This is a genomic window from Biostraticola tofi (genome assembly GCF_004343195.1).
Lineage (GTDB): Bacteria > Pseudomonadota > Gammaproteobacteria > Enterobacterales > Enterobacteriaceae > Biostraticola > Biostraticola tofi.
The window spans coordinates 463,306-479,198 of record NZ_SMCR01000003.1; the positions used below are offsets into that span (position 1 = coordinate 463,306).

Consider the following 15,893-nt stretch of genomic DNA (forward strand, 5'->3'; position numbering starts at 1 on the left):
AGATCTTGCAGCCAAAAATCTGTTCCTGAAAATCCGGAGAGAATGCATGAAAGGGTTGGCGATAAAATCTGGCGAAGTCGGACTTCCTCGGTACTTGCTGCTGCTGGTCGCTGCCGTCCTGCTACCTTTGCTGCTCGGGGTAGTGTTCAGCTTTGTCGCCGCCCGGCAGGAAATCAAACAGGAACTTGAAACCACCTCCAAAGCCATTTTGCACCAGGCGGAGTCGATCAGCCGCCAGGCCTGGCAGATGGTATCTTACCTCGGCCGGTTCAGAGGCCAATTATGCCCGGAAGTCCTGCCGGAACTGGTTCGCCTGGCGACGCTTTCACCTTATTTCCGCTCGCTCGGTCTCATTCAGGGCCAGGACATGTACTGCTCCTCGATTGCGGGCGACAACCGCATACCTTTCAATGAAATCATCATCCAGCCGTTGCCTTCACCTTTTCCCGTCCTGTGGAATACCTCGCTGCGCGTTACCCGTGGCGTTAAAACACGGCCGGCGGTCATGTTCAGCGAGATGCCTTCGGCAGATTTTGGCGCATTTGCCATTGTCGATGCCCAATATCTGATCGATATCATGAGCGCTATTGGCAGTTCGCAGAATTATTTACTGGGTATAAAATTCGGTGAAGGCTATCTGATAGAGGAGGGGCATCCGGACCGCCAAGCGTTTGGCTTTATTTCACCTAGCCATCACCGGGAAAGTGCCGCTCATGATGCCATCAGCGTAGATGTGACGATCCCGGCATCCAGAATGATGAGGCTGTGGTGGCAGGGTTTCATCACCTTTCTGCCTTTCGGACTGATAATTTCGTTTATTTTTGTGTCGTTCGTCCGCTCTTGGCAGCAACGGAAAATGTCATTGAAAGACGAACTGCGCAAGGGAATGCTCAATAATGAATTCGCCGTGCATTACCAGCCGGTTTATGACACCGTCAGGGAGCGCTGCGGTGGGGCGGAGGCTTTACTGCGTTGGAATCGCGCCGGCGGCAGGTCCATCAGCCCGGACGTTTTTATTACCGCGGCGGAAAGTGAAGGATTAATCATCCCACTGACGCTACATCTGTTCCAATTGCTGGCTGCTGATGTCAGGCATTGGCAGGTGCCAGATGATTTTCACTTAGGTATCAATATCGCCGCTGAGCACATTCAGCATCCTGACTTTGCGGATGATATCCGTAGACTTGCCGCCCAGCTGTCACCTCATCATGTGAAGATTACCCTTGAGCTGACTGAGCGCAGCCTGATAAGCAATACCTCCGATGTGATGCTAAAGCTGACGCAATTGCGCAAAGAGGGCTTCCTGATTGCAATTGATGATTTTGGCACCGGCCATTGCTCCCTTTCCTATCTGCAGACTTTTCCTCTCGATTATCTCAAGATCGATAAAGGGTTTGTTGGCACCATTGAGTCTGCCGCAAATGATACTCCGATACTTGATACTATAATAAGCCTCAGTAAGCGGTTAAAACTGGCTATGGTAGCGGAGGGAGTGAGCAGTGCTGAGGAATATCAATACCTCAAGCATTGTGGGGTGGAATATATGCAGGGATACTTATATGCCCGCCCGATGGCAAGTCGGCAATTCGTCTACTGGCTGCAAGAGCGGGGTGAAGGGCCGATGGAGGTAGCCCCTGTTTATCAGGGGCGACACTAAAACCGCTAGCTCTAAGGGCCTAGCAAAGGGTATACCGGCCTTCTGTACAGCCAACGGGCCTTATACCTGGGCCATGCCGCCATCAATACACAGCTCAGCGCCGGTGATGTAGCTGCTCTCATCACTTGCCAGAAACAGCGCCGCCGCCGCCACTTCCGTCGCCCGACCCAACCGGCGCAGCGGGATCATATCGATTGCCGATTGCCGCAACTCATCGGAGACGTTATCGAACATACTGGTATCAATCGGACCCGGACTCAGGGTATTTACCCTGATACTGCGGCCGGCAAGTTCATTACTCCAGGTCCTGGCATAAGACCTGACCGCCGCCTTGGTTGCGCCATAGGTACCGTAGCCCGGCGTGCCAATAAAGCCGGCTATCGAACCGATTAAGACTACGGATCCGCCTGCGCTCATCAGCGGCAGTGCTTTCTGAACGCTGAACAGGGTCGCGCGGCTATTGGTAGCGAATATCTGATCAATATGCTCAGGGCCGGTCTCGGCCAGGCTGGCACATTCAGCGATGCCTGATGCGGTCACCAAGATATCAATAATGCCTTTTTGGGCTTTTACCCGCGCATAAAGTCTATCGAGGTCTTCGCTGGCAGTGACATCGCCTGCGATGGCTTCCACATTATCGCCCAAAGCGGCAACCGCTTGATCCAGCACCGCCTGACGACGGCCCATAATAAAGACATAGGCCCCTTCGGCAACGAATCGCTCCACTACCGCCAGACCAATGCCGCTGCCTCCGCCGGTGATGACCGCTATTTTTCCCTTAAGTGCTGATGAATTTGGAACCGGTGCTTTTACTGCTGACGATGTAGAGGTGGACATAGTATGACCTCACTAAAATAAGGAAATAGGATGATATATCCTGTATATCTAGTGTCAATTACGCACCGCTCAGTGCCTAGATATACATCGATATACCGCTGTCAGTACCCTCTAAGGCCAGCCGCTCGCTACGACAGACGTCTTCTCTTACCCCACCGCGTCGACCAGCATATCGATAAAACAACGCACTTTGGCCGTCAGATACCTGCGGGTCGGATATAGGATGTAAACCGGGATTTCATTGGTCCGGTATTCAGCGAACAAGGGGATAAGCTCACCGTTGTTCACCGATTGGCGAATAATAAACTCCGGCAGTAGGGCGATGCCCATACCGGCAACTGCGGCATCCCTTAGTGCCTCGGCACTGTCAAAATAGCATCGGTCATTGCCCCGGATATCAGTTACCTCGCCCTGCGAATGCAACAATTGCCAGGAGAGCGGCCGATAATGCGTGCCATACATCAGTCGGTCATGATGAATGATGTCCGCCAGCGTTTCAGGTTTTCCTTGCCGATGCAGATAGTCCGGAGAGGCTACCATCGCGCTGCTAAAACGAGTGAGTGTCCTGACCACCAGATTTGAGGTGTCATCCGGCGGTACGCCCAGTCGGATAGCCAGGTCTAAACCTCCTTCAATCAGGTCTTTAACGCCATCGCTGAAATTGACTTCAATCTTGACTTCTGGCCAGCGCTCAGCGTAATCACGTAAAACCGGCAACAACTGGCTGCGGCCGAAGGCTGCTGCCACCGTCAATTTAAGCGTTCCTTTAGGATAGGGTTTGTCCTGCCGGATGTTAGCGGCCGCCTCTTCCAGATCCTGTAGCGCCTGGGCACATCGTTGATAGAACAGCGAACCTTCGGCCGTTAACGACAAAGAACGCGTGGTGCGGTGAAACAGGCGGACGCCGAGTTGCTGTTCCAGTCTGGCCACCGATTTACCGATGGCGGAACGGGTAAGACCGAGCTTTAGGCCCGCGGCGGCAAAGCTCTGTTCTTTTGCCACACTGATAAATGCGTTGAGAGAGTTCATTTCCATCATTGTTACCTGAAATGACGTTGGGGATATTCGGCTTACTCAGTGTAGAAACTCATTCACCAATTATCACTATATAGTTGTGTTTCGAGAACAATATGACCCTTAGAGGTGTGATAATGCTGTACAGTCAATCAGTAGAAAGTCGGCTTGAACAATGGAGGCAAAGCGCCGCAGATCTTGGGCGGGCACTGAATAAAGACCCGGACGTGAAGTGGCCAGCGGCGCGAAAGATCTATCTTGATACCCTGGCAAGGCTGTTTCCTGCGCCGGCGAATGTGCTGGTTTCCGACCTGACGATGGCGGGCATGCCCACCTCGGTGATTGCCCCAGCAACGCTTAACGGCGATCGCGTGATGCTTTATCTGCATGGCGGCGGTTATGCCAGCGGCGGACGCCAGGCCTATCACGGGCTAGGCGGCCAGTTCGCCAATCTTCTCAATGCCGAGGTGTATATCCCTGATTACCGCCTGGCGCCTGAGCACCCGTTTCCGGCGGCCATTGATGATGTCCTGGCCGCCTATCTTTTCTTAATCGATGAAGGCCGGGATCCTGCTTCAATTGTTATCTCCGGCGACTCGGCCGGCGGAGCGATGGTGGTCACCCTGATGCGCAAAATACGGGATTTGGGCCTAGCTCAGCCAGCGGCCGGGGTGGCGATATCACCGTGGGCCAACCTAGAACACACCGGTAGGTCTGCCTGCGATCGCGAAGGTCGGGATCCGCTTTGCAGCGCCGAATTTCTTGGGCTGCTGGCCGATAATTTCCTCGGTCATGAACTGCCATCACACCCGGATGCCTCACCGGTGTTTGCCGATGTCAGGAACATCGCGCCGGTAATGATCCAGATTGGCGAAAACGAGGTAATGATGAGCGATGGCATCAGGCTGGCAGGGCATCTGGCAGAACAGCGGGTAAGGGTGAGCCTGGAAGTCTGGCCGGAGATGTTTCATGTATGGCATTTATTTTTTCAACATTTACCCCAGGCCGACAAAGCCCTGGAAAATGCCGCCGCTTTCCTGTTAGCAGCACTCAAAGAACGGGAATAGCGCCGCTTGCCTAGCCATGCCGTTGGACGCCAGGTCGTCCACGGCATCATTGCATTCACTCTCTATCGCTATTGCTGCCGCTGAATAAACAACAATAAGTGGCGGCTATGACTCATGCCCATTGGCAAGCGGGGGGAGTAGCAGGGTCATGGCGAACTCTGCCGGATGTGACGGGCGATAACCTCTGTTAACTGCGCTTCATCCTTACTGACCAGTGCATCGATCATTTGGGCATGCTCACGGGATGACTGTTCTACCCGGTCACGGGTAGTCCACTGCTGTACCGGGGCTGAACTGGTTCTTTGGCGGATATCGGCCACCAGATTAACCAGTTCAAGGTTGCCGCACAGGGACAGCAATTGATGATGGAATGCCAGATTGGCTTCGTACAGCTCAAGGGTGGTGCCGATCTGCAGCAGGCGGTCGAAATTCGCCGACAAACCCGCAAGTGTCTCGATATCGGCTGGGCGGGCGTTTGCCACAATATGTCCGGCGACGCCGGTTTCCAGTAGAATGCGTATCTCGGCAACCTCGCGCGCTTGCCGGCCATCGGGCTGATAGACGTGATAGCCGCGATTAGGCACATGGACCACCAGGCGTTTCTGGGCTAAACGGTCAAGGGCGCGACGCACCTCTGGTCGGCCGCAGCTGTAGCGCCGTTCCAAATCAATCTGTTTGAGCCAGGCACCCGGCGTCAGGGTCCCGGTCTGGATGTCATGCAGGATCATCTCCATGACGTGGTCGGTCATCGCCGACGAGGTCGTTTGCCGCTTTAATCTATTCATGCATGAATTATCTCAAGTTGACGAAGGTATTCTGCCATCCACCGCCGGCTATTGCCACTACTGCCGCTGCCCCAGTGGCACCCTCGATAACACCGCTTATGGCGCAATCTGCCGCTACGCCCTGTGCGACACAGGCCAGCGCCACTGCCGCCAGCGACGGCGCTGATAGCCCAGAGTCTCCAGGTCGCTGACCTTCGGAACATAGGGTTAACTTATATCTGCAGACAAGCGTTGCAGCGGGAAATGAAGCGTCATAAATTGGTACCAATCATGGAACACATTTGAGGACGCTATGAGCAACGATAATCTGACGGATGCAGTCTCTGCGCTGATCGAGTACAAACAACAGGCTTTTTTTGCCTTGAGCGACCAAGTCTGGGACTCCCCCGAAACCAATTATCAGGAACACCAGTCGGTGGCGGCCCATATCACCCGGCTTCGGCAGGAGGGGTTTCGCATCCAGCACAACCTGGCCGGCTTGCCGACATCGGTCATGGGAGAGGCGGGCGAAGGGGGGCCGGTTATCGCTATCCTGGGCGAATTCGATGCGTTGCCCTGCCTGAGCCAGCAGGCCGGCATTGCCGAGCAGCGTCCCCAGGTCGAAGGGGGCAACGGTCATGGCTGTGGCCATAATCTGCTCGGAGCCGGGGCGATGCTGGCGGCTAGCGCAGTAAAAGACTACCTGGCGGATCACGGGCTTGCCGGGCGCATACGCTATTACGGCTGTCCGGCGGAAGAGGGGGGGTCAGCCAAAGGCTTTATGGTCCGTGCCGGGGTCTTTGATGATGTGGATATCGCCATTTCCTGGCATCCGGCGGCCTTTACCGGCGTCAATAACCCGATATCCCTGGCCTGTAATGAGCTTGATTTTCATTTCAGCGGGCGTGCCGCCCATGCCTCATCGGCACCCCATCTGGGCCGCAGCGCCCTGGATGCGGTTGAGCTGATGAATGTCGGTGTCAACTATATGCGTGAGCATATGCCCAGCAGCGCCCGTATCCACTATGCGGTTACCGATACCGGCGGCCATTCACCGAATGTGGTGCAGGCCAGGGCCAGGGTGCGCTACCTGATTCGGTCGCGGACCCTGTCCGAATTACTGCAGTTGGTCGAGCGGGTCAAAAATGTCGCCCGCGGCGCCGCGTTGATGACTGAAACAACCATGCGTTGCGAAGTACTGAGCGGCGATGCCAATCTTATCGGCAATACCCCGCTGGAGCAGTTGATGCACCGGCACATTGAGCGGCTGGGACCGCCGCCCTTCGATGAGCAGGACCGTCTGGTGGCATCCCAGTTTCAACAGACCTTCAGTCCAGAGGATATCGCTGCGTCTTTTGGCCGCTTTGGCCTGCCGGTGCGGCCTGATGTGCCGCTGTGCGATCTGACATTTCCTCCTGAGAGCGGCGATGGCACGCTGGTGGGATCCACCGACGTCGGCACCGTCAGCTGGGTGGTGCCTACGGTGCAGATGCGCGGGGCGACCTACGCCATCGGTACGCCGGGACACTCATGGCAATTGGTGGCGCAGGGGAAACTGCCCGCTGCCCACAAAGGCATGGCGCACTCGGCCAAGGCGATGGCGGCGACCGCCGTTGACCTGTTTTGCGACCCGGAACAGGTCCGGCGTGCTAAAGCCGATTTTGCGGCTCGGCTGGCCGACCGGCCGTTTGTCAATCCCATCCCGGATGATGTCACTCCCCCGCTGCCGGAGGCATCCTGATGAGCGCGTTTTCGCTGATGCCGGACCAGGCGCGACTGATGGCCCATATCGCTGAGTTTGCCAAGCGTGTCAAACTGTCAGGTTCGGCAAAAGAGCTGGAAAGCTTTCTCTATCTGCAACAGCAGATGGACAGTTTCGGCTACCAGACCAGGCTGCTGTCCCATGATGCCTGGATAAGCCTGCCGGTCAGCGCTCGGGTGCTGATTGAGGGAAACGGTATCGGCTGCATCACGCATTCCATGTCCGTCTCGACCGATCAGTCCGGCATCAGCGCGCCGCTGGTGTATGTCGGTGAAGGCCGTGAGGCGGATTTTTCAGCCGCTGAGGTGAGCGGTAAAATTGTGCTGGTGGATGGCATTACCACCGAGGACGTGACGCTACTGGCCTGCGAGCATGGCGCGCTGGGGCAATTGCATATCAGCCCGACTGAACATCTGTATGAAATGTGTGTTTCGCCGGTGTGGGGCAGTCCATCGCAGCATACCCGTCAACAACTGCCCACCAGCGCCATTTGCACGATTTCCCGCGATGACGGCGCTGTCTTGCGCGATCGTTGCCGCAACGCCGAGCCGGTGGTGGTTACGCTGGTCACTGAGGTCGATACCGGCTGGCGCAAAACGCCGATCCTGGTGGCTGAACTGCCAGCGCCAAGCGAAGGAGCGGATGCGCCTTTTGTGCTGTTCGCCGGCCATCACGATACCTGGCATTACGGCGTCATGGACAACGGCGGAGCCAATGCCACCATGCTGGAAGCCGCCCGTTTGCTGGCCAGCCAGCAACAGCAGTGGCAGCGCGGGCTGCGGCTTTGTTTCTGGTCCGGCCATTCCCATGGCCGCTATTCCGGATCAGCCTGGTATGCGGATGAACACTGGGATGAACTCAACCGGCGTTGCGTGGCCCACGTCAATGTGGACTCCACCGGTGGCGAGAATGCCAGCGTGCTGACAAATTCCGCGGTAATCGACGAGTTGAAAGCAGTCGCTGCCGAAGCGGTAGCCGCCGTCAGCGGGCAGCAGCATCAAGGACGCCGTCACGGCCGCGCCGCCGATCAGTCATTCTGGGGTATCGGGCTGCCTTCGATGTTCGGCAGTCTGAGCCATCAGCCGCCAGGCCCGGTGAAAATGCTGACGGCCCTCGGCTGGTGGTGGCATACCCCCCACGATACCGTCGAACATATCAGTCCGGCGAATCTTACCCGGGACACCGACATCGTGCTGCGAGTGCTGTGGCGGTTGCTGTGTTCGCCGGTGGTTCCGTTGGACTACACCGCCTTTTGCCACTCGCTCGGCGAACAACTGTCCGCTATTGCTCCGCGGCTGGCTGGGCGGGTGGATATCGAATTGCTGGAGCAGCGTCTCAAGCTGCTGCAGGCGGCGGCCGAGCGGATAAATCATCTGGCCGCGAATGCCGGCGGCCCTCTGGCTGCCGATATCAACCAGGCGCTGATGGCGGCTTCCAGGCAACTGGTGCCGCTGAACTACACCGCCGGCCATCGTTTTAGCCATGACAGTGCGCTGCCTCATCCGGCCTGGCCTGCGCTGTCAGGTCTGCGGGAACTGGCTGCACTGCCGCCAGGTGACCCGGATGAGCTGTTTTATGCGGTACACGCGCGGCAGTGCCGTAACCTGGTCGCCCATGCGCTGCAGGAAGCCTGCCGTGCGCTGGCGTCGATAAATACTGTTGCGTCTGCCTAAACGATGGCGCATTACCCCGTCGGCCTGCGGGCCGGCCATTGCTGACTGGAATCTGAGTATGAAAAAGAACCTGCTTTTGCTGGCCGCGCTGTCGATGGCTTTTACCGGCGCGGCGCCGGCCCAAATGCCCAAGACCGTGAAAGTCGCTATTGAGGGCGCATTTCCGCCGTGGAATGCCCTGGACTCCAGTGGCAAACTGGAAGGATTTGACGTGGATTTAATCAGCTGGCTCTGTCGTCGCGCTGCAGTGGAGTGTCAGTTGTCAAGCGGTGCCTGGGCGACGCTGGTCCCCGGTCTCAACCTGGGAAAATACGATGTGGTGATGACGCTTGGGATTAATGAAAAACGTAAAAAGGTGGTCGATTTTACATTGCCTTACGCCAGCGGCGTAGCCAGTTTTCTGGTGCTGAAAAACAGTGATCTTGCAGGGCTGCCAATGACCGGGCAGCGTCTCAATCTCAATGATAAAGCCCGGGCAGACGGGGTGATGGCCGCCATCGGTCAAAAGCTCAAAGGCAAAACCGTCGGCGTGGTGCAGTCCACCAGCCAGGAACAATTGATGAACAGCTATTTTGGCGACAGCGTTAAGGTCCGCACCTATCGCAGCTCAGCGGAACGCGATTTAGATATCAAGGCTGGCCGGATTGATGCGGGTTTTGACAGTGGCGTTTACGCCCGTTTTATCATGAGTAAGGCGGGCAACCAAGACCTGACCAATGCCGGTCCTGACCTGAAGGGCTCAGTGCTGGCGACAGATGTCGCTATGGGGATGCGCAAAGGGGAGGCGGATCTGAAGGCACGCTTTGACGGAGCCATTAAAGCCGCCGCAGCCGAGGGGGTAATACGTCAGTTGTCCGAGAAGTGGAGCAAACTGGATCTGACGCCTGACTACCCGTAAGAGGTGCTAGTCGCCCACTTTGGATAGATGGCCGGCACCACCAAGGGTAAGCACTGCTGGTCAGGGATCCTTACCCTCTGTCAGCACTTTTCCTTCATCAACGAAATCCTGCTGGCGAAATCAGAAATGGACAACGGGAGAATGAAGAAATAGGTGCGCAGAAAAGACAGAGCAGGACATTGAGGTTTACCCGTCAAGTCGCTTTGAGAAAGCCTTTAAACGCCTGAACAAAGATGAGCAGGGCAAGGTTGATGAAGAGATAGACAGCATCACATTCGATTTGCACTCTTTAGCGCCAGGGGTCATAACTACCGCTGGCGCTAAGCGCAACAGCTGACTGAAAATCATTACAATGGGGTAATGTCCTGCCCAAACCACTTCATCCCCAGCCGCTTCAGCGTGCCGTCCTGTTTGGCCTTCAAAATGGCCTCGTCGAACAGCTGCTTCAGCTCCGGATCGGACTTGCGTAAGCCGATGGCGGAACCACTGCCCAGCAGCCCACCGATAAAGGAAGGTCCTGACAATACCATATTGGCGTTGCCTGATTTCTCACGGGCGCCATTAAGATAGGTGCTGGAGGCAATGATAAAATCAACCCGGCCGGCGGCCAGATCCAGATCATGCTCCTCGGTGGTTTTATATTCCCGGACTTTTACCACCCCTTTCAGATAATGGTTAAGAAAGTTGGCGGCAATCGAGGCGGTCTGTACGCCGATGGTTTTGCCTGCAATCAGCGGCTTGATTTTCTCCAGCTCCTTGATGGCGCCGGCCTCGTCTTTGGTCAATGAAAAACGCACCCCGGTATCGGGCAGTTTCGCCAGCGGGCTGTCTTTGAGGGCGGCAAAGGTCTGGCCGGAGTTGCTGTAAGGCAGGGAAAATGCTATCACCTCGCGGCGCTTTTCGGTGGCCGACATTCCCGACATGATGGCATCGAATTTACCGGCGTTCAGCGCCGGGATCATGCCGGTAAAGGGCTGGATAACGATCTCGCATGTTACCTTCATCGAGTCGCACAGTATTTTATAGAGATCAATTTCATAGCCATCCAGCGTACCGTCCGGTTTGGTGAAATTGAACGGTCGGAAGGCCCCTTCAGTGCCGATACGCACGGTGGTCCATTTTTTACCTTCTGCCGCCTGGCCGGCAAAGCTTGTGGCCAGCGTCGCCGTCATGCAGAGTGCGCACATCAAACGGGATAACGTCATTGTTGATTTACCTCACCTGAAATTGCCAAACCAAATATCACCGCAGCGATATCAAGAAAAAAACCACTAAGACGCCTGGCGAGAATGTTTCACCAGGGGAACGCTTTTCTGTGCCCGCAGGTGCGGGGTAAGACGGTATTCAAGCCACTGCAACAGCCGGGTAAGCACTAAATTGATCGCCAGATAGATAGCCCCTGCCACCGTAAACACTTCCAGAGCACGGTAGGTTTCGGCGATAAGGCCGGCAGCAATGCCGGTCACTTCCATCAGGGTAATGATTGAGGCCAGCGAGGTGGATTTCACCATCGAAATCATTTCGTTGCCATAGGCCGGCAGGGCCTGGCGCAACGCCACCGGCAGTACGATGCGTCTTAGCACCTGCAGCCGCGTCATGCCGCAGCTCCAGGCGGCCTCTATCTGCCCATAGGGCACCGATTGCAGGCCGCCGCGGATGATTTCGCTGGCATAGGCCGCGGTACATAACGTCAACGACAGCAGGGCGCACCAGTAAGGCTCGCGCAGCAGCGGCCAAAAAAGACTGTCGCGCACCGCCGGAAACTGGCCCAGTCCGTAGTAAATCAAAAACATCTGCACCAGCAGCGGCGAGCCGCGAAAGATAAACACATAGGCGCGCGCAATCATGTCCAGCAGCCTGAGGCCGGACTGTCGCAGCAACGCCAGCGCCAGCGCCAGGAAGAAGCCGAGCAGCACTGAGCCGAACGCCAGCGCCAGCGTCAGGGGGATGCCCGGCAACAGCAGTAACAGCGTTTCCTGCAGAAATTGGATATCCATCAACGCGCCGCTCCCCGTGAGTAGTAAGACTCCGCTTTGCGCAGCGACCAGCCGGAGAAGGCTGAGATCAGTAGATAAAGCAGCGCGGCGGCAATAAAGAAATCGAAGGGACGGCCGGTTGAGCCGGAGCCGGTCTGTGCCTGGGTCAGCAATTCGGCCACGCCGGTAACTGAAATCAGCGCCGATTCTTTCAGCACCAACTGCCAGACATTGCCCATTGAAGGCAGGGCGAAGCGCAGCGCCAGCGGCGCCAGAATGCGCCGGAACCGGGTGGCGCGGCTCATGCCGCAAGCGATGGCGGCTTCCAGTTCGCCCGGCGCGATAGCCCGGTAAGCGCCGCGAAACACCTCTGTTTGCTGGGCGCCGGCGGTAATGCCGACCGCCATCATCCCGGCCAAAAAGCCCGGAAAGGCAATAAACCCATCAGCATTGAACATCCGGCCTACGGCGGAGAGCACGCTGCTGCCGCCAAAGTAGAACAGATAAATCACCAGCAAATCAGGAATGCCGCGCAGCACGGTGGTATAGATATCAGCCATGACGCGCATCGCTTTGTTACCGCTGATTTTAGCCCAGGCCATCAGTGCGCCGATGGCGGCACTGAGCACAAAACCGCTCAGCGATAGGGCGATGGTGACCATCATCCCTGACAGCAGCAGTGGCCCCCAGCCCTGTTCGCCGAAGCTGACTAACTGCCAAAAACTTACAGGTTCCATATCTCCCCCGAAATGGTGACCACCGGTTGTCGGCTATGCATGCTGCTTTGGAAAAGGCGGCTCGACGTCGTCGGGAATCGGATTGACAAATTCAACGCCGTTCAGCCTCGTTGCATGTTCGGCCTGCGCCTGGGCGATAAGGTCAGGATGGGTAAACAGATCCGCTGCGGTGCTGGCCATGATTTTGGCGGCGTGCATCATGCCTTTATGGGCTGCCGGCGCCTTGCCCTGCGCGACCAACTGCCATGAGTGGCCCGGCGTGCCGATGGCATAGGTTGCGCCATAAACCTGTACCGTCGGCACGACCCAACTGACGGTGCCTACATCGGTAGAGCCGACCATATCGCTGTAGGGACGACGCAACGGCAGGATCTCATCGCACAACGGGCGCTGATAATCCACCGGCAGGCTGTAGCGCTCATAAGCGCTGCGAATCTCTTCCTGGCCCAGGGTCTGTTGAAAACGGACCGCATACTCGGCATCAGCCCGGTCGAACGGGGGCGGGCCCAGTAATTCCAGATGAGACTGCATCCGCTGTTCCAATACGCTGTTGCCAATCAGATTGGCATCACCGCTCAGCACCTGGCGGGTGAAGGTGGTTTCGGTCATCAATGCCGCGCCAGCGGCGATATTATCCACCCGTTTAACCAGTTGCTGCAGACCCGGCAGTTCGCGGGCGCGAATCAGATAGCGCACAGTGGCATTGGCCTGCACCACATTAGGGGAGTGACCGCCGGTGTCGGTAACGGCGTAATGGATCCGCGCACTGCTGGGCATATGCTCGCGCATATAATTGACGCCGACATTCATCAATTCAACCGCATCCAGGGCGCTGCGTCCCAGGTGCGGGCTGGCCGAGGCATGAGCCGCCCGCCCGCTGAAGTGGTAATTTATCTCGTTACAGGCCAGGGAATTGGCCTCGATCACGCCGCTGAAGGCATTAGGATGCCAGCAGATGGCGATATCCACATCAGCAAATACCCCGGCGCGCACCATAAAGCCTTTGGCTGAACCGCCTTCTTCCGCCGGACAGCCATACCAGCGTACCCGGCCCGGCAACCGGTGTTCAGCCAGCCAGGCTTTGACGGCGCTGGCAGCCTGCAGGGCGGCGGTACCCAGCAGGTTATGGCCGCAGCCATGGCCGTTGCCGCCGGCCACCACCGGTGCCGGCTCGGCGACATCCGCCTGCTGGCTGAGGCCGGGCAGAGCATCATATTCTCCCAGGATAGCAATCACCGGTCCTCCGCTGCCGGCTTCCCCCATCATCGCGGTTGGGATGCCGGCGATACCTCTTGTTACCCTGAAGCCCTGGGTTTCGAGCATTTCAGCCAGCAATTGCGCGGAGCGGTATTCGGTGTAATTGACTTCCGGCGTCTCCCATAGCTTATCGCTAAGGGCGCAAAAGGGGCCGCGGGTTTCATCAATAAACGACCAGATTTGTTTCAGTGTCTCAGTGTCAGGATGCGGAACTGCCAGGGGAGTGCTGTTGGTAAAGGTCATCTGGCCGGCCTCTTGAGCTTAAGCGTTTATTCGCGGTACAAGAGTGAAAGCAAGATGCAGGCCAAATTGGTGCCAATTTTGAAAAGCAGGGTAACATGCCTTCCCCGCAGCGGAAAAAAACCTATCCCATCAGCTGTATTGGCGTAGCGAGGGCTGGACATCAGGCCCTAAAGCAGCGCGTTTGGAACCGCAGTGCACCATCAGGGTGCGCAAAGTTAACCAGTTGTCCATAATATAAAATTAATTGAATGATAATTATTATCATATATAATCACCTGCCCACTGCATGTCATGTAGCCTGCACGGCGCGTGGACACATGACCGGGCTTGCGGTTCGGCTTCATACCGGGCGTTTCAGGCGTTAGCGCCTCCCTGTTTTGTCTTTGATTGACCGCCAAAAGGTAATTCAATTTGGGCACTACCGATAAAAAATTAAAGACCTATCTTGCGCATCGGGCCGAATTTATCAATTATGCCTCGGCGATTGTCGGCGATCGCGCTCAGGGTGAGGATGTGGTGCAGGAAGCGTATATCCGACTTAACGCCACCCCGTCAGATCGGCAGATTGACCAGCCGGTGGGCTATTTCAGACGCATTATCCGTAACCTGGCCATCGACTGGTGCCGGCGGGCCACCACCGAGCGCCAGCGGTTGGACAGCGATGCGGATTTGACTTTGGTCGCCGGTGACCATCCCTCGCAGGAAGAACTGATCTCGCATCAATACGAACTGCGTATTATGATAGAGGCGATGGCCGAACTGCCCGACCGGACCCGCCAAGTGCTGCACATGCATCGCGTTGATGGCTGTACGCTGAAAAGCATCGCCGAGCAGTTTGATATTTCTGTTACCCAGGCGCACTCGCTGGTATTCGACGGGCTCAACCATTGTCGCCGACGTCTGGCCGAGCGCAGTTAACCGGCTGCCGGTAAACGCAGGACGTCAGAACACGCCAACCAAGGGTCGGGTCAACGCCCTGACTGCCAAAGGGAAGATGTCCATTAAATCTAACAGTAGCGACACCCGGGCCAGCCGTGAAGCGCTCGACTGGCTGATCATTTTGCAGGAAAATCCACACGATACTGAGCAGCAGGCGCGTTTCAACGCCTGGCACCAGCGCTGCCCGGAGAACGGCGCCGCCTGGCGTGAGGCGCAGCGTGTAGGGAATTTGCTCAGCGACCTCCATGCCCTGACCGAAACATCGTTAAGAGAGCCCAACGCTGCCTTGGCTGAGCCTAGCCCAACCCGGCGTCACCGTTTCGCCTGGTCTGCCGGCCTGTCGCTGGCGGCGGTAGCTCTATGTATGCTGCTGTCGGCACCGGCATTCAACATCTGGCTGGCGAAGGACTATGCCACCGCCACTGCCGAAAACCGTCCTATCCAGCTGGATGACGGCAGCATGCTGCATCTGGGCGCCGACAGCGCCATCAGTATTGATTTCGAGCCGACAGTGCGGCGGGTCAGGCTACTGGCGGGCGAAGCCTACTTTGAGGTCCAGCCCGATAAAAGCCGGCCGTTCCGGGTGGATGCCGGTCAGGTCGAGATCAGTGTGCTGGGTACTGCGTTCGATGTGCGGATCTCAGACGACACGGTCAAGATAGCGGTTAACCACGGTCGAGTGCAGGTAGACGCGCCGGTGGCAGACCCGCGCCTGGAAGCACCGCTGCTGGCAGGAGACTGGGTATCTATCACCGGTCGCCAGCAGATTAAGCGCGGCAACGATGCGCCGGAACTGGTCGCGTCATGGCGCAGCGGGAAACTTATCGTCAAAAATCGCCCGATCGGCGAGGTGATAGATGATATCCGGCGCCATTATCACGGCGCCATCATTCTGACCGATAAAACAGTAGCCGGGCATCGGATAACCGGCATGTACGATCTCAGCATGCCGGTGGAGGCGCTGCGCGCCATTGCCCAGACCCAGGGAGGGCAGGTACGGCAAATCAGCCCTTGGGTTACTTTCATTTCAATGCATTGATATTCCCCTCTTTTAGCCATATCGCAAAAT

14 protein-coding genes are annotated in these 15,893 nt (G+C 57.0%); 7 read left to right on the forward strand and 7 right to left on the reverse strand.

Annotated elements, in window-relative coordinates; genetic code table 11:
- Positions 1-46: 46 nt before the first annotated feature.
- Complete coding sequence (locus tag EDC52_RS09475) at positions 47-1,657, forward strand: EAL domain-containing protein (RefSeq protein ID WP_131865077.1); 1,611 nt, start codon at positions 47-49, stop codon at positions 1,655-1,657.
- A 60-nt stretch (positions 1,658-1,717) separates the two neighbouring features.
- On the opposite strand, the gene EDC52_RS09480 is transcribed toward EDC52_RS09475, so the two are convergent.
- Both EDC52_RS09480 and EDC52_RS09485 read right to left on the reverse strand, forming a co-directional pair.
- Entirely contained in the window at positions 1,718-2,494 is a 777-nt protein-coding gene (locus EDC52_RS09480) for an SDR family NAD(P)-dependent oxidoreductase (protein ID WP_131865078.1), read from the reverse strand.
- Positions 2,495-2,641: 147 nt separating this feature from the next.
- Positions 2,642-3,523, reverse strand: coding sequence for a LysR family transcriptional regulator (locus tag EDC52_RS09485; protein ID WP_230467990.1), 882 nt, complete (start codon positions 3,521-3,523; stop codon positions 2,642-2,644).
- A gap of 122 nt (positions 3,524-3,645) precedes the next feature.
- Between EDC52_RS09485 and EDC52_RS09490 the strand changes: the two genes are divergently transcribed.
- Entirely contained in the window at positions 3,646-4,575 is a 930-nt protein-coding gene (locus tag EDC52_RS09490; protein ID WP_131865080.1) for an alpha/beta hydrolase, read from the forward strand.
- A 146-nt stretch (positions 4,576-4,721) separates the two neighbouring features.
- On the opposite strand, the gene EDC52_RS09495 is transcribed toward EDC52_RS09490, so the two are convergent.
- Complete coding sequence (locus EDC52_RS09495; protein ID WP_131865081.1) at positions 4,722-5,360, reverse strand: GntR family transcriptional regulator; 639 nt, start codon at positions 5,358-5,360, stop codon at positions 4,722-4,724.
- 292 nt (positions 5,361-5,652) lie between these two features.
- Here EDC52_RS09495 and EDC52_RS09500 point away from each other — a divergent pair, with 292 nt between their 5' ends.
- From EDC52_RS09500 to EDC52_RS09510, 3 genes are read left to right on the forward strand one after another with little or no spacing between them, the layout of a single operon-like run.
- On the forward strand, positions 5,653-7,080 hold the full coding sequence (locus EDC52_RS09500; RefSeq protein ID WP_131865082.1) for a M20 family metallopeptidase: 1,428 nt from the start codon (positions 5,653-5,655) through the stop codon (positions 7,078-7,080).
- Positions 7,080-8,774: a M28 family peptidase gene (locus EDC52_RS09505; RefSeq protein ID WP_131865083.1), complete on the forward strand. Its 1,695-nt coding sequence runs from the start codon at positions 7,080-7,082 to the stop codon at positions 8,772-8,774. Before EDC52_RS09500 ends, EDC52_RS09505 begins: the two co-directional genes overlap by 1 nt.
- A gap of 58 nt (positions 8,775-8,832) precedes the next feature.
- Positions 8,833-9,672 (forward strand): transporter substrate-binding domain-containing protein, encoded by an 840-nt coding sequence (locus EDC52_RS09510; protein ID WP_131865084.1) that lies wholly within the window; start codon positions 8,833-8,835, stop codon positions 9,670-9,672.
- A 347-nt stretch (positions 9,673-10,019) separates the two neighbouring features.
- On the opposite strand, the gene EDC52_RS09515 is transcribed toward EDC52_RS09510, so the two are convergent.
- The 4 genes from EDC52_RS09515 to EDC52_RS09530 all read right to left on the reverse strand — a co-directional run bounded on the left by EDC52_RS09515 (position 10,020) and on the right by EDC52_RS09530 (position 13,885).
- A complete protein-coding gene (locus tag EDC52_RS09515; RefSeq protein ID WP_131865085.1) occupies positions 10,020-10,877 on the reverse strand; it encodes a transporter substrate-binding domain-containing protein in 858 nt (285 codons plus the stop codon).
- Between the two features lie 66 nt (positions 10,878-10,943).
- Positions 10,944-11,669, reverse strand: a complete 726-nt coding sequence (locus EDC52_RS09520) for an ABC transporter permease (protein ID WP_131865086.1) — start codon at positions 11,667-11,669, stop codon at positions 10,944-10,946.
- Positions 11,669-12,385 (reverse strand): ABC transporter permease, encoded by a 717-nt coding sequence (locus EDC52_RS09525; protein WP_131865087.1) that lies wholly within the window; start codon positions 12,383-12,385, stop codon positions 11,669-11,671. Before EDC52_RS09525 ends, EDC52_RS09520 begins: the two co-directional genes overlap by 1 nt.
- Before the next feature lie 33 nt (positions 12,386-12,418).
- Positions 12,419-13,885, reverse strand: a complete 1,467-nt coding sequence (locus EDC52_RS09530) for a M20 family metallopeptidase (protein WP_131865088.1) — start codon at positions 13,883-13,885, stop codon at positions 12,419-12,421.
- A gap of 411 nt (positions 13,886-14,296) precedes the next feature.
- Between EDC52_RS09530 and EDC52_RS09535 the strand changes: the two genes are divergently transcribed.
- Both EDC52_RS09535 and EDC52_RS09540 read left to right on the forward strand, forming a co-directional pair.
- The gene (locus tag EDC52_RS09535; protein ID WP_131865089.1) at positions 14,297-14,803 is read left to right on the forward strand and encodes a sigma-70 family RNA polymerase sigma factor; all 507 of its coding nucleotides are present in this window, start codon (positions 14,297-14,299) and stop codon (positions 14,801-14,803) included.
- Between the two features lie 76 nt (positions 14,804-14,879).
- Positions 14,880-15,863, forward strand: coding sequence for a FecR family protein (locus tag EDC52_RS09540; RefSeq protein WP_131865090.1), 984 nt, complete (start codon positions 14,880-14,882; stop codon positions 15,861-15,863).
- The last annotated feature ends 30 nt before the right edge of the window (positions 15,864-15,893 follow it).

What these genes read in the sequence shown, in the direction of transcription:
- EDC52_RS09515 (WP_131865085.1), bottom strand. Translation starts at nt 10,877, where the DNA reads ATGACGTTATCCCGTTTGATGTGCGCACTCTGCATGACGGCGACGCTG.
- EDC52_RS09540 (WP_131865090.1), top strand. Translation starts at nt 14,880, where the DNA reads ATGTCCATTAAATCTAACAGTAGCGACACCCGGGCCAGCCGTGAAGCG.
- EDC52_RS09520 (WP_131865086.1), bottom strand. Translation starts at nt 11,669, where the DNA reads ATGGATATCCAATTTCTGCAGGAAACGCTGTTACTGCTGTTGCCGGGC.
- EDC52_RS09480 (WP_131865078.1), bottom strand. Translation starts at nt 2,494, where the DNA reads ATGTCCACCTCTACATCGTCAGCAGTAAAAGCACCGGTTCCAAATTCA.
- EDC52_RS09495 (WP_131865081.1), bottom strand. Translation starts at nt 5,360, where the DNA reads ATGAATAGATTAAAGCGGCAAACGACCTCGTCGGCGATGACCGACCAC.
- EDC52_RS09475 (WP_131865077.1), top strand. Translation starts at nt 47, where the DNA reads ATGAAAGGGTTGGCGATAAAATCTGGCGAAGTCGGACTTCCTCGGTAC.
- EDC52_RS09510 (WP_131865084.1), top strand. Translation starts at nt 8,833, where the DNA reads ATGAAAAAGAACCTGCTTTTGCTGGCCGCGCTGTCGATGGCTTTTACC.
- EDC52_RS09505 (WP_131865083.1), top strand. Translation starts at nt 7,080, where the DNA reads ATGAGCGCGTTTTCGCTGATGCCGGACCAGGCGCGACTGATGGCCCAT.
- EDC52_RS09500 (WP_131865082.1), top strand. Translation starts at nt 5,653, where the DNA reads ATGAGCAACGATAATCTGACGGATGCAGTCTCTGCGCTGATCGAGTAC.
- EDC52_RS09525 (WP_131865087.1), bottom strand. Translation starts at nt 12,385, where the DNA reads ATGGAACCTGTAAGTTTTTGGCAGTTAGTCAGCTTCGGCGAACAGGGC.
- EDC52_RS09490 (WP_131865080.1), top strand. Translation starts at nt 3,646, where the DNA reads ATGCTGTACAGTCAATCAGTAGAAAGTCGGCTTGAACAATGGAGGCAA.
- EDC52_RS09485 (WP_230467990.1), bottom strand. Translation starts at nt 3,523, where the DNA reads ATGAACTCTCTCAACGCATTTATCAGTGTGGCAAAAGAACAGAGCTTT.
- EDC52_RS09530 (WP_131865088.1), bottom strand. Translation starts at nt 13,885, where the DNA reads ATGACCTTTACCAACAGCACTCCCCTGGCAGTTCCGCATCCTGACACT.